Genomic DNA, 13,971 nt, shown 5'->3' with positions numbered 1-13,971 from the left:
CGATTTGTCTGGTGATATCCAAGTATATTTCCGTAAAGATGTATTGGGTGAAGATGCTTATAAATACGTAAAAATGCTTGATATCGGTGATATTATCGGTGTTGAAGGTCATGTATTTAAAACTCATACAGGGGAAGTTACAATTAAAGTTAACAAATTAACTTTGTTATCCAAATCTTTACGTCCATTACCAGAAAAATGGCATGGTTTAAAGGATACAGAACTTCGTTACCGTCAACGTTATGTTGATTTGATTGTAAATCCTGAAGTGCGTGATACATTTGTAAAACGCTCTCAAATCGTTGCTAAAATTCGTGAATACATGATGCGTGATGGCTTTATGGAAGTAGAAACACCAATGATGCATGCTATCCCTGGTGGTGCTGCGGCTCGTCCATTCATCACTCACCACAATGCGCTTGATATCGATATTTATATGCGTATTGCACCAGAATTGTACCTCAAACGCTTGATCGTTGGTGGTATGGACCGCGTATTCGAAATGAACCGTTGTTTCCGTAACGAAGGTATCGATAACCGTCATAACCCAGAATTCACTACTATTGAATCCTACCAAGCTTATGGTGATGTAGAAGATGCAATTCGCTTAACAGAAAACCTTGTATCCTACTGTGCTCAAGAAGTTCTCGGCACACAAGAAATTACATACCAAGGTACAGAAATCAATTTGACTCCACCTTGGAATCGTATCACAATGGCTGAAGGTGTAAAAAAATACACTGGTGAAGACTTTGATGCAGTCACAACTGTAGAAGAAGCTCGTGCTATTGCAGATCGCTTAAATGTAGAATACACAGAAAATGATGGTATTGGTAAAATCTTAAATCTTTGCTTCGAAGATTATGTAGAAGAAAACTTGATTCAACCAACTATCGTATATGGTCATCCAAAAGAAATTTCTCCACTTGCTAAAGCAAGTCGTGAAAATCCTTTGGCTACAGAACGTTTTGAAGCATTCATTTATGGCCGTGAATTGGCAAATGGCTTCTCCGAGTTAAATGACCCAATCGACCAAAAACAACGTTTCTTGGATCAATTGAAAGAACGTGAAGCTGGTGATGATGAAGCTCACCGTATGGATGAAGACTTCGTTACAGCTCTTGAATACGGTTTACCTCCAACAGCTGGTTTAGGTGTTGGTATTGACCGTCTTGTTATGTTCTTAACAGACTCTGCATCCATCCGCGATGTATTGTTGTTCCCATTGATGAAACCAGAAGCTCCTAAGCATATTGAAGCTGAAGAAGAAGCAGCTGAATAATCTAAAACTAAAAGGCTCCCTATTCTTTGAGTAGGGAGTCTTTTTATTTGTTATATGTTTTTATACTATGTTTTATTCCATATGTGTTGATGTATATATCGAGTGTGATACATAGTTACGAAAGGAGGAGGCTGTGAAACATTTAAAGGTTGCTTTATCTGATTCTGTACAATCCAAAATTGGCTCTTTAGAGGGTCGTATATGTGTTCCTATTTGTGATACAGATTTTATAGATGTCGGTGCCGTTGTTATTGGTGATTGTGACTTAGATCTTATCAATAATAATTAAATTCATACCTTTGGTATACCTGTTATTGTCCTAAGATTTGATGAATCTAAGGATTTATCTTGTTATAAGGAGTGCATAGCATCCATTATAGAGTTTGCCTCTACAAATATGGACGATTGCAAATCAGAGATAGAAAAGCTTGTAGCAAGCTATGAAGATTCTATTTTACCACCATTTTTCAAGGCTTTATCTGATTATGTAGGGGATCAAAATTCACAATTTGATTGCCCAGGACATCAAGGTGGTCAGTTTTTCTATAAACATCCTACAGGTCGCGCTTTTTACAATTTCTTTGGGGAGAATATATTTAGAGCAGACCTTTGTAATGCGGATGTAAAATTAGGGGATCTTTTAATTCACGAAGGCTATGCTTATGATGCGCAAGCGCATGCTGCGAAAGTCTATAATGCTGACAAGACCTATTTTGTGTTAAATGGTACATCTTCAGCGAATAAGGTAGTACTTAATGCTCTTTTAACACCGGGCGATATTATCTTATATGATCGTAATAATCATAAATCCATCTGCCATGGTGGTCTTGTTATGTCTGGTGCTACCCCTATATATCTTGAGACAGCGCGCAATCCTTTTGGGTCCATTGGCGGTATTTTAGATCATTGCTTTGATGAAAGTTACATTCGCCAACTCATCAGTGAAAAATCTCCTGAAAAAGCAAAGGCTAAACGTCCTATTCGGCTGGCAGTCATTCAATTAGGCACCTATGATGGTACGATTTATAATGCGCGTCAAGTAGTAGATAAAATTGGTCATCTTTGTGATTATATTTTCTTTGACTCTGCTTGGGTCGGATATGAACAGTTTATTCCTATGATGAAAGATTGTAGTCCCCTATTATTAGAGTTAGGTCCAAATGATCCTGGGATTTTAGTAACCCAATCGGTACATAAGCAACAAGCAGGTTTTTCTCAAACCTCTCAAATTCATAAGAAGGATAGTCATATAAAGGGGCAAGACCGTTATGTAGATCATAAACGTTTTAACAACTCCTTTATGATGCACGCGTCAACCTCGCCATTTTACCCCTTATTTGCCTCTCTCGATGTAAATGCTAAAATCCATGAAGGTGAGTTGGGACAAAACCTGTGGCGTGAGTGTGTTGAAGTTGCTATTGATGCTCGTAAAGCTGTGTTGAAGCAATGCAAATATCTCCGTCCATTAGTACCACCGATAGTGCATGGCAAAAAGTGGGAAGACGGAAATACACAAGTCATGGCGGAAGATGTAAATTATTTTGCCTTTGAACCAGAAGCAAAGTGGCATTCATTTAAAGGGTATGGTAAGGGGCAGTATTTTATCGATCCTTGTAAGTTCCAGTTGATTACACCAGGAATTAATGTAGAGACCGGAGAATATGAAGCGTTTGGTATTCCTGCTAATATTCTTGCTAATTATTTACGGGAAAATCGAATCATTCCTGAAAAATGTGATTTAAATACGATCTTATTCCTTATGACACCAGCAGAATCTAAGCATAAGATGGATGCACTCGTGGAGGAACTCGTTCGCTTTGAAGACCTCATAGACCGGGATGCACCGATGGAAGAAGTGTTACCGTCTATTTACAATAGTCATATAGATACATACAAAGGTTATAGTATTCGTCAACTATGTCAAGAAATGCATGATTTTTATAAGTCTAGAAATGTAAGCCTCTTACAACAACGCTTATTTTCCCATGAATACTTCCCCGACTATGTCATGAATCCACAGGAGGCAAACTTTGAGTTCCAACGTAACAAGGGGGAATTAGTACCGCTACGCGAGGCAGAAGGTCGCATTGCTCTTGAAGGAGCTCTACCGTACCCACCTGGTGTATTATGCGTGCAACCTGGAGAGCGTTGGTCTAAGACTGCTTGTGACTACTTCTTAGCCTTAGAGGAAGGCATCAATCAGTTGCCTGGCTTTGCGCCAGAAATACAAGGTGTATACATTACTGAACAATCGAATGGGCATAAACAAGCATATGGCTATGTATTGAAAAAAGAATATGAGATGTAAATTATGACTGTGGCGTTCATCATTCACTTTGCTATTTAAATAGCATATACTATGAATCATATAGCATAGTCTATTAAAGAAAAAACTAGCGTGTTATATGAGCTTAGCATTTTAGGGCTCTAATTACGCGAGGAGGTTATATGAATTCGACAGTTATTTTAAAAGGGAATATCTTATATACACCGCGTCCTTCAGAATTTATATCGATTCAACATGGCTATATCATTGCCGTAGATGGTGTAGTTGTATATTGTGGTGAAAGTATTCCACCAGCCTATGCAGATTGTGAGGTTACTGATTATGGTGATAATCTCATTATTCCAGGCTTTGTAGATACACATGCACATGCTCCACAGTATTGTAATCGTGGCCTTGGGATGGATAAAGAACTTTTACCTTGGTTAGAAACCTATACATTTCCTGAGGAGGCAAAGTTTAGTAATCTAGATTATGCACGGCTAGTATATGGTGCCTTTGTACAAGACTTATGGCGCAATGGGACTACTAGAAGCATATTGTTCGGCACTATCCATAAAGAGAGCACATTAGTGTTGATGGAACTTTTACAAAAAGCTGGATTATCTGCCTATGTAGGGAAGGTCAATATGGACCGTAATAGTCCAGATTTCTTGATTGAAGAAACAAGTCAATCCTTAGTAGATACGAAAGACTGGGTAGAAGCATCAGTTTCATTTGGTCCTTTAGTAAAACCTATAATTACTCCTCGGTTTGTACCATCCTGTACAAGTGAGTTAATGTCTGGGCTAGGTAAATTGGCCGAAGAGTACAAGGTACCAATACAATCCCATTTATCTGAAAATCACGGAGAAATCGATTGGGTTGCATCTTTACATCCGGAGTCACCAAATTATACAGATGTGTATTATGAACATAAATTAATGGGGCGGATGCCAACGGTAATGGCTCATTGCATTCATTTAAGTGATGTAGAAATGGAGCGTATGGCTGAAACACAAACTATGGTATCTCATTGTCCATATTCTAATGTAAACCTATCAAGTGGTATTGCACCGATTCGTAAGCTAATGAAACGGAATATACCAATTGGTTTAGGCTCTGATATTTCTGGTGGTCATATGGTATCAATGGCAAAGGTTCTTACAGAAGCCATTGGATTATCCAAAATGAAATGGGTGGAAGTAGATTCAAATTATGCGCCCCTCACATTAAGTGAAGCCTTCTATATGGCTACGAAGGGTGGTGGTAAGTTCTTTGGTAAGGTGGGGAGCTTTGAAAAAGGTTGTGACCTAGATGCCCTTATCATTGATGATACAACACTATTTGACCCGAATGAACGCACCTTAGAGGAGCGGTTAGAGCGTTGGTTATATGTTGGTGATGATCGACATATCGTTGAGCGCTATGTAGCGGGCCATGTATTACCGAATCCGCAAGGTTTTCAAGGTTAATAGTTAACCCGTATTAAAGTTGGAAATAAAAAAATTACATAGTATCCATAGCAGGTAGTTTGTATAGCATGCAAGCTACCTGTTTTATTTTGACCTCGTGTTGCGCATCAATGCCCTTGGTGTATAATAAAAAGATGTATAAATTAAGAAAGTGGGGTACTTGATGGATATATTAGGGGCAAGGCGCTCTATAGAACAGAAGTTACTTATGCAATCCGTAGGGCTAATGGCCCTTGTAGCAGTAAGTGGCACTATAATGGGGATTGTTACAGGATCTAGCGCAGTCTTATTAGATGGCGTATTTTCCTTTGTCGATGTTGTTATTAAGATCATGATGCTCATGACGGCCAAGTTAATAGCCCGTGAAACGAGTAAGCGCTTTCAATTTGGGTATTGGCAGTTTGAACCTTTGGTATTGGCTGTAGAAGGCTTCTTTATATTACTAATTGTAATTTACGCTCTATCTAGTGGCATTACAGATCTTATATCGGGCGGCCGTCATGTAGATTTTGGACCAGCCATTTATTATGCCATCTTCTTTACCGTAGCTGATACAATCTATTACTTGTATGTACGACGGATTAACAAGAGCTTACAGTCCAACTTAATTAAATTTGATAATGTGAGTTGGTATGTTGATGCGTTACTGGAAGCAGCTATTTTAATCAGTTTTGTAGTGGCAATCATGTTAGAAGGAACTGAATATGCTGACTGGGCAGCGTATATTGACCCAATTGTTCTTATTGTATTGGCCGTACAGATGATACCGTCAGCGTTCCGTATTATCATCCCATCTGTGAAACAAGTATTGGGATGGGCACCAACTTCATTGCATAATGAAGTGCAAGAAATCATGGATCGCTTTATGAAAAAGTACAATTTCAAAGATTACGTTTCTAGTGTACAAGTATATGGCAACACTCGAATTATTGAAATTGATATTTTAGTTCGCAAGAACTTCCCATATCAAACGATTGCTGAAATCGATGCGATTCGCAATGAAATTGATCAGGAAATCGGAGGGAACCCAACGGAAAAATGGGTAACCATTTCTTTCACAGGCACTCGAAAATGGATGGCTAAAGATTATTTACTAGAAGAAGATGATGATGAATAGCATAAAAATTAATTAGAAATCTAGTAGATAGCTTATAATTTAATGATAAATACACCAATATATGGTATACTTAAACGTATTGAATATATTGTTCGTAGCATAGTTGGAAGATGAGGTTTATAGTATGTTAGACTTGAAATTTGTCCGTGAAAATATTGATTTAGTGCAACAAAACTTAGATAATCGTCACACGAAAGGCGATTTGGAAACCTTTGTATCCGCTTATGATGAACGTCGTCAGTTGATTGGTAAAGTAGAGGAGTTAAAAGCTCTTCGTAATTCCGTAACTGAAGAAATTAGCCAATTAAAACGCAATAAAGAAAATGCGGATGATAAAATCGCAGAAATGAAAAAGGTAGGCGATGATATTGCAGAGCTTGATAACCGTATTCGCGATGTAGAAGCTAAATTACGTGATGCGGCGTTGATGTTGCCAAATATGTGCGATGCATCTGTTCCTGTTGGTGCTGATGAAGATGAAAATGTGGAACAACGTAAATGGGGCGAACCACGTCAATTTGACTTTGATGTACAAGCTCATTGGGATTTAGGTGAAAATCTTGATATCCTTGATTTCAATCGCGCTGGTAAAATGAGTGGTGCTCGTTTCACTGTATATAAAGGTTTAGGTGCTCGTTTAGAACGTGCTCTTATTAACTTCATGGTTGATCTTCATGTAGATAAACAAGGCTACACTGAAATGATGACTCCATATATGGTAACTCGTGAGACATTGACAGGTACTGGCCAATTGCCTAAGTTTGCTGAAGATATGTACCATGTAGAGGATACTGAATACTTCTTGATCCCTACAGCAGAGGTTACATTAACTAATTATCATAGCGGTGAAATCTTGAGCGAAGAAGAATTGCCTAAATACTATACTGCATTTACAGCGTGCTTCCGTGCTGAAGCTGGTTCTGCAGGTCGTGATACACGTGGTCTTATCCGTCAACATCAATTCAACAAAGTTGAAATGGTTAAATTAGCTAAACCTGAAGATTCTTATGCAGAATTAGAAAAGTTAACTGATAATGCAGAAGAAGTATTGCGTTTATTGGAATTACCATTCCGTGTCATTACACTTTGTACAGGTGATATTGGCTTTGGTTCTGCTAAAACATATGACGTAGAGGTATGGATGCCAGCTCAAGGCAAGTACAGAGAAATTTCCTCTTGCTCCAATATGACTGATTTCCAAGCTCGTCGTGCAAATATTAAATTCCGTCGTGGACCTAAAGGTAAACCAGAATTCCTTCATACATTAAATGGCTCTGGTCTTGCTGTGGGCCGTACAGTAGCAGCTATCTTGGAAAATTACCAACAAGCTGATGGTTCTGTTGTAATTCCTAAGGTACTTGTTCCTTACATGGGTGGCGTAGAAGTAATCAAGGCAGCAAAATAAGAGGGGGCATTTGATGAAGTTCTTTATTGATACCGCAGAATTTGATGAGATTAAAGAAGCGTATGCTTTTGGCTTTATAGATGGTGTTACTACTAACCCATCCCTTATCGTGAAAGCTAAACGCGATTTAAAACAAGTTATTTCTGAAATTGCAAATCTTGTAGAAGGTCCTGTAAGTGCAGAGGTTATTGCTTCTGATGCAGAAGGTATGATCGCTGAAGCTCATGAGCTTGTAAAATTAGGCTCCAATGTAGTTATTAAAGTGCCTATGACTCCAGAAGGTCTTAAAGCTGTTGCCGTGTTGAGCAAAGAAGGCATTAAAACAAATGTAACATTAATCTTCTCTGCCAATCAAGCCTTGTTAGCAGCCCGTGCAGGTGCTACCTATGTGAGTCCATTTGTAGGTCGCATTGATGATATTAGCATGGATGGCCTTACATTAATTCAAGATATTGCAGACATATTTGCTATTCATGGCATTGAAACTGAAATTATTGCAGCTAGTGTGAGAACGCCATTGCATATTATTCAATGTGCTAAAGCCGGTGCTCATATTGCAACAGTGCCATTCAAAGTACTTATGCAAGCTATGAAACATCCATTGACGGATGCAGGGCTTGAAAAATTTATGGCAGATTGGAAACAAGCTAATCAATAAGTTAAGTATTCGGCTCAATGTAAGAGTCATATTACAATACACACAGGACTTATAAGGAGGCCTATTATGGATCGTACATTATCTTTGGAATTTGCTCGTGTCGTTGAAGCGGCTGCTTTACGCAGTGGTCGTTTACTTGGTCGCGGTCAAAAGGATGCAGCGGATGGTCTTGCTGTAGACGCAATGCGTCAAGCATTTGACTCTGTTCGTATTTCTGGTACAGTTGTTATCGGCGAAGGTGAAATTGATGAAGCTCCTATGCTTTACATTGGTGAACATGTAGGTGCTGGTGGCCCAGAAGTAGATATTGCAGTTGACCCTATTGAAGGCACAAACTTGATTGCAAAAGGCCAAAATGGTGCGATTGCAGTTATGGCTATTGCTGAAAAAGGTGGCTTGTTACATGCACCAGATATGTACATGGAAAAACTTTGCGTTGGTCCTCGTGGTGCAGGTGCCATCGATATTACTAAATCTTTAACTGAAAACATCAAAAATGTAGCTGCAAAAATGAATCGCAATGTCGATGAAATTACACTTGTTATGCTTGATCGTGAACGTCATCATGGCTTGATGAAAGAAGCCCGTGATCTTGGTGCACGTATTATGTTAATTTCTGATGGCGATGTTAACCCAGCTATGGAATGTTGTATCGAAGGTTCTGGGGTACACATGGTTGTTGGTACTGGTGGTGCACCAGAAGGCGTATTGGCTGCTGCCGCTTTGAAATGCGTAGGTGGCGATATGCAAGCACGCTTGAAACCAGAAACAGAAGAAGAAATTCGTCGTTGTCATGAAATGGGCATTACCGATGTAAATCAAGTACTTACATTGGATGATTTAGTTCGTACAGATGATGTTATCTTTGCTGCTACTGCTATTACTCGCGGTAATTTATTGAATGCTATTCAATACTTCCCAGGTGGTGCGCGTACACATACTATCGTAATGCGCTCTAAAACTGGTACTGTTCGTTTCTTAGATACAGTACATATGGATGAAAAGCTAAAATCCTTAAAAGCAAAATAAGAATTCAGCCCCTCAAATGAGGGGCTTTTTTTCGCAGTATTTTCACACATTCTCTTGATGAGATATATCGAAAAATAGTATAATAACATTTAGTATATGACGTTATAAATACAACGTCTTGTAGTTCATACAAGATGATCGATATAAAAGTGTAGGAGGAATTCTGTTGGAAAAGCTAATCATTCAAGGTGGCAACCGGTTGGAAGGCCGTGTACGTGTTAGTAGCGCTAAAAATGCGGTACTCCCTATTATTGCCGGTACTTTGCTAGCATCAACGCCTAGTAAATTACTTGAAATTCCAAATTTGGAAGATGTAGGTACAATTTGCCAAGTTATCGAGTCTTTGGGGGTTAAAATTACTCGTAATAAAGCAGATGATGAAATTATCTTCGATGCATCTACATTGACTGCTACGGAAGCTCCTTATGAGCTTGTACGCAAAATGCGTGCATCTTTCCTTGTAATGGGTCCACTTTTGGCGCGTAAAGGGGAGGCTAAAATCTCCATGCCAGGTGGTTGTGCTATCGGTGCACGTCCTATTGATCTTCACCTAAAAGCTTTCGAAGCGTTAGGTGCTAAAATTGAAATTACTGAAGATTATGTATATGCACATGCTCCAGAAGGCCTTAAAGGCACTCAAATCTACTTGGATTTCCCAAGTGTAGGGGCTACAGAAAATGTAATTATGGCCGCTTCTATGGCGGAAGGTAAAACTGTTATCGAAAATGCTGCGGAAGAACCTGAAATCGTTGATTTAGCGACATTCTTAAATGCAATGGGCGCTAATATCCGCGGTGCTGGTACTAATGTAATTCGCATTGAAGGTGTGCCTCAATTACATGGTGCAATTCATACGGTTATTCCTGACCGTATCGAAGCTGGTACATACTTGATTGCAGCTGCTATGGCTGGTGGTGACGTATTTGTAGAAAATGCATTGCCTGAACATTTAAAACCAGTAGTAGCTAAATTAAAAGAAGCTGGCGTTACTGTAGAGGAAGAAATTGATGGCATTCGCGTTATCAGTACTGGTAAAGGTATCAAAGCTGTTGATATCAAAACGTTACCATACCCAGGCTTCCCAACAGATATGCAAGCTCAATTTATGGCGCTTACTACAATCGCTGAAGGCACAAGTACAGTAACAGAGACTGTATTTGAAAACCGCTTTATGCATGTTGCTGAACTTCGCAAAATGGGTGCTCATATCGATATCGACAATCGTCAAGCGATTGTAGAAGGTATGCCACGCTTACATGGTGCTGTAGTTAATGCTACAGACTTGCGTGCAGGTGCGGCTCTTGTTTGTGCTGCGTTGACTGCAGAAGGTAGAACAGAAGTTGGTCGTTTACATCATATCGATCGTGGTTATGATGATTTCGTAGGTAAATTGCAAAGGTTAGGTGCTGATATTGTTCGGGTTGACGAATAAAAGTACAGAGCCAAAACAGAATAAAAAGAAACGAAGCCGGCGCTCAAAAGGGCCGGCTTTATACAACGAGCAACAAAACTTAGGTGCTGCTAAGGTTGAAAATGCTAAAACTAGCACTAATCGAAAGCCATTGCGTAGGACAAAACGCAAGTCCACAAAGCTTTCTGAGGGCGTAGCAAAGCAAGCTAGCCATTTAGCTTCCAATATGCGTGAAGCCATGGTTAGAGTCACGAAGATGCGCCGTGTGGAACGTCGTAATCGTGAGACTGTAGCTATTGCAAAAACTACACCAGCTATGACCTTGAAGCGCCTAGTTCGTCCGGAGCAGGTGGGCGATTTAATGGGACGATTAAATCGTTCATTAAACTTTGACTTGGGCATCGACTTAGGAACTGCGAATATTCTTATTTTCGCTAAAGGTAAGGGCTTAGTCTTAGATGAGCCAGCTTATATTGCGAAAGATGATAAAACAGGGGATATTCTTGCCTTAGGCGAAGCTGCACGTACTATGATAGGACGTACACCTAAAGGCATATCTGTTATTCGCCCTGTTCAAGCAGGTGTTATTGCAGATTATGATATGACCGAATTTATGTTAAAGTATTTTATTCGTTCAGTCGTGCCTGCTTCTAGATTGATGAAAACGCGTATTATCGTATGTGTACCATCTGGGATTACACCTGTTGAAAAACGGGCCATTTTAGAAGCTTTGCTTAGAACTGGGGCCAAGAAGACTGTCTTGATAGAGGAACCATTGGCGGCAGCTATGGGGACAGGTCTCAATGATGCAGACCAAGTTGGGGCCATGGTTGTCGATGTTGGTGGCGGTACTACGGATATTGCAGTTCTTTGTGATACGGGTGTTGTTGTAAGTGAATCCCTTCGCATTGGGGGAGATTCCTTCAATGAATCTATTATCCGTTACATCCGTCGTAAGAAGAGACTTGTTATTGGACCTTTAACAGCAGAAAAGATTAAGATTTCTGTCGGGACTGTAGATCGTCGTGCTAAGGAGCGAACTATAGAGGTTAGAGGGCGTGATGCAAGCTCTGGACTACCTAAGATGGTTGCTGTTAATTCCTTAGAAATTCAACGTGCCTTAGAGGCGCAAGTGATGAATATTCTAGAAGGAATTAAATCTATTTTAGAAAAAACGCCACCAGAACTTGTAGCGGCTATTAATGATCACGGCATCATTCTTACCGGTGGCGGTGCTCTCATCGATGGGTTAGATCGTGTTATTACACGTTCTGTAGGTATTGCATCGTATTTGGTAGAGTCTCCACGATATGCTGTTATCAAAGGGGTTGCTAAAGCTCTTGATGAAATGTCACAATTGCGTGATACCTTGGATGAATTACAATAAAATATTGTATTGACATACTATGTAAATTGACGAAGTTGCTATTTATAGTTAGGCCATTGATGATTGGAATAACTGTAGATAGTAACTTCGTTTTTTAGTGCCCTCTTTTTGTAATTTTCATCTTTATGATGTATACTATAGTAAAAGTATATTGCATAAAATTGATGTATAAAAATAAACCTTATTAATATGGTTTGTCGCTATAGAGGAATTGTATATGAAACGATATTTATATATGACTTTTGCTGTTTTAGGTTTTCTAGGCAGTACCATACCTTATGCTGAGGCTGGGAATTTAACAGGCGTACGTGTATCTAATCATGAAGGCACAAGTCGAATTGTATTGGATGTATCTGAAATGCCTGTATCTTGGACTAAGTCTTATAATGAGTCCACACATGCCCTTACACTTAACCTTGGTGGTACTACAAATGGATTGACGGGTCCTATAGCGCAAAATAATACAAAAACAGGTGTTTTAAAAGGCATTGGCTTACAACCTGTTAATGGATCTTTGCAAGTAACATTGACGGCTAACAAGGATGTACAACATCATGAATTTACATTGGAGAAGCCATCGCGTATTGTAGTTGATTTGTTTTCTAGCTATGCTCAACAAACAACAAAGGATGTAAATAAATCTGTTACGTATAGCAAGATTAATAACACTGTAGCAGAAGGAAAAATCCAAGCCTTTGCATTATCTGTGGACAATGATTCATCTATGGTGGTCGCTCATGTTTCGGAAGGTAAACCCTTATCATCTGTAGTTCAATCGCATACTGCTATAATTGGTGCAAAGGTAAAAGGTAGTAGTTTTGATCGCCCTTATTCGGTAGCAAGTAATGGAACTATTGATTTAGAGCGTATTTCTAACCGTGGCACCTTGCGATATACACCAAATCGTGGATATTTTATTGAAGAAAAAAGACCTTTACTACAGGCTAAAACACAGAAAGATACATTCCTGATTACCTCTGTTAATACAAGTCGTAAAGAAAATGCTTTGACTCTATATACATCAGCGTATGGGGCATCTACAAAGACTAATGACTTTGGATACGAAGTGACTGTTGCTAATGGCAAGGTGGTTAGTGGTCAAAAAGGGAATTCTAAAATTGGAGAAAACCAATACGTATTATCTGGTCATGGAGAATCTAGGGATGCGTTACGTAAATTAAAGGTGGGCACACCGATTACGATTCAAAATAGACCGGAGTTGGCACAAGTGAATACCACTGGTGGAGCAGCTTTACAAGCAGGTACTATGGTTTTGAAAAATGGTAACTATGTTGGTGCTGATGGGACCCATAATAAAGCTCGTAGTTTTATAGGAACTACTAAAGATCATAATTTGGTGGTTCTTACTGTTGATAAAGCTGGGCTTCAATCCGTAGGGGTTACACAACAAGAAGGGGCTCAACTATTATCCAAACTAGGCGTCGTGGATGGTGCTGAATTATCGAATCAAGGTAGTGTTGATTTAGTAGTCAATGATACATACGTTCATAAAGCGACTTCAAATCCTACGACCTATGAGGATATTGTAATTATAAAATGAATTCGTTGCATACAATTTTGTTTGAAATATTAGTAATAATTTAGTATACTATAAATACATAACTAATTTTGTAAAAGGAGGGATCGTTATGAAAAGAGTAGTGTTGGCATTAGCTGCTTTAGGCATTTTAAGTGTTAGCTCTGTAATGGCGGCCCCTGTATCATACCAAAGTGTATTAACAGGTAAAGTTGCTTCTACAGTTTCTGTTGGCTCTGCTGTAACAGAAGGTCAAACATTGGTAACTGTAGAGACATTGGCTGGCCCTATGGCTGCTGCTAAATCTACTGTAACTGGTACTGTAACGGCGGTTAATGTTACAGTGGGCTCAGACGTTTCTCGTGATCAAATCGTTGTCACAGTAGAAAGTAAATAAAGGAGAGAAG

10 protein-coding genes and 1 pseudogene are annotated in these 13,971 nt (G+C 39.2%); all 11 read left to right on the top strand.

Annotated features, from left to right (window positions below):
- Positions 1-1,282: lysine--tRNA ligase (gene lysS / locus QZ548_RS00115; RefSeq protein ID WP_295867159.1), on the top strand; the 1,282-nt coding region annotated here is incomplete at its 5' end.
- A 133-nt stretch (positions 1,283-1,415) separates the two neighbouring features.
- Positions 1,416-3,590: pseudogene (speC, locus tag QZ548_RS00110) on the top strand (ornithine decarboxylase).
- Between the two features lie 140 nt (positions 3,591-3,730).
- The gene (gene guaD, locus QZ548_RS00105) at positions 3,731-5,020 is read left to right on the top strand and encodes a guanine deaminase (protein ID WP_295867156.1); all 1,290 of its coding nucleotides are present in this window, start codon (positions 3,731-3,733) and stop codon (positions 5,018-5,020) included.
- Between the two features lie 163 nt (positions 5,021-5,183).
- A complete protein-coding gene (locus QZ548_RS00100; protein ID WP_295867153.1) occupies positions 5,184-6,137 on the top strand; it encodes a cation diffusion facilitator family transporter in 954 nt (317 codons plus the stop codon).
- A gap of 124 nt (positions 6,138-6,261) precedes the next feature.
- On the top strand, positions 6,262-7,542 hold the full coding sequence (gene serS / locus QZ548_RS00095; RefSeq protein WP_295232225.1) for a serine--tRNA ligase: 1,281 nt from the start codon (positions 6,262-6,264) through the stop codon (positions 7,540-7,542).
- A gap of 13 nt (positions 7,543-7,555) precedes the next feature.
- On the top strand, positions 7,556-8,200 hold the full coding sequence (gene fsa, locus QZ548_RS00090; RefSeq protein ID WP_105090294.1) for a fructose-6-phosphate aldolase: 645 nt from the start codon (positions 7,556-7,558) through the stop codon (positions 8,198-8,200).
- 66 nt (positions 8,201-8,266) lie between these two features.
- A complete protein-coding gene (gene glpX, locus QZ548_RS00085) occupies positions 8,267-9,229 on the top strand; it encodes a class II fructose-bisphosphatase (protein ID WP_005387249.1) in 963 nt (320 codons plus the stop codon).
- A 166-nt stretch (positions 9,230-9,395) separates the two neighbouring features.
- Positions 9,396-10,661, top strand: coding sequence for a UDP-N-acetylglucosamine 1-carboxyvinyltransferase (murA, locus tag QZ548_RS00080; RefSeq protein ID WP_105086170.1), 1,266 nt, complete (start codon positions 9,396-9,398; stop codon positions 10,659-10,661).
- Positions 10,642-12,027 (top strand): rod shape-determining protein, encoded by a 1,386-nt coding sequence (locus QZ548_RS00075; protein WP_227720993.1) that lies wholly within the window; start codon positions 10,642-10,644, stop codon positions 12,025-12,027. The genes murA and QZ548_RS00075 overlap by 20 nt, the downstream gene beginning before the upstream one ends.
- Before the next feature lie 217 nt (positions 12,028-12,244).
- The gene (locus tag QZ548_RS00070) at positions 12,245-13,588 is read left to right on the top strand and encodes a phosphodiester glycosidase family protein (protein WP_295867151.1); all 1,344 of its coding nucleotides are present in this window, start codon (positions 12,245-12,247) and stop codon (positions 13,586-13,588) included.
- Positions 13,589-13,676: 88 nt separating this feature from the next.
- The gene (locus QZ548_RS00065; RefSeq protein WP_005387253.1) at positions 13,677-13,961 is read left to right on the top strand and encodes a biotin/lipoyl-containing protein; all 285 of its coding nucleotides are present in this window, start codon (positions 13,677-13,679) and stop codon (positions 13,959-13,961) included.
- Positions 13,962-13,971 lie beyond the last annotated feature (10 nt).

It is taken from the genome of uncultured Veillonella sp., from assembly GCF_915069625.1.
Taxonomy (GTDB): Bacteria; Bacillota; Negativicutes; order Veillonellales; family Veillonellaceae; genus Veillonella.
The sequence above is the reverse complement of the archived record's forward strand: the minus strand, read 5'-3'. Positions and strand labels throughout refer to the sequence as shown.

Excerpts from the sequence above, each read along its gene's own strand:
- guaD (WP_295867156.1), top strand. The coding sequence starts at position 3,731 with ATGAATTCGACAGTTATTTTAAAAGGGAATATCTTATATACACCGCGT.
- QZ548_RS00100 (WP_295867153.1), top strand. The coding sequence starts at position 5,184 with ATGGATATATTAGGGGCAAGGCGCTCTATAGAACAGAAGTTACTTATG.
- serS (WP_295232225.1), top strand. The coding sequence starts at position 6,262 with ATGTTAGACTTGAAATTTGTCCGTGAAAATATTGATTTAGTGCAACAA.
- fsa (WP_105090294.1), top strand. The coding sequence starts at position 7,556 with ATGAAGTTCTTTATTGATACCGCAGAATTTGATGAGATTAAAGAAGCG.
- glpX (WP_005387249.1), top strand. The coding sequence starts at position 8,267 with ATGGATCGTACATTATCTTTGGAATTTGCTCGTGTCGTTGAAGCGGCT.
- QZ548_RS00070 (WP_295867151.1), top strand. The coding sequence starts at position 12,245 with ATGAAACGATATTTATATATGACTTTTGCTGTTTTAGGTTTTCTAGGC.
- QZ548_RS00065 (WP_005387253.1), top strand. The coding sequence starts at position 13,677 with ATGAAAAGAGTAGTGTTGGCATTAGCTGCTTTAGGCATTTTAAGTGTT.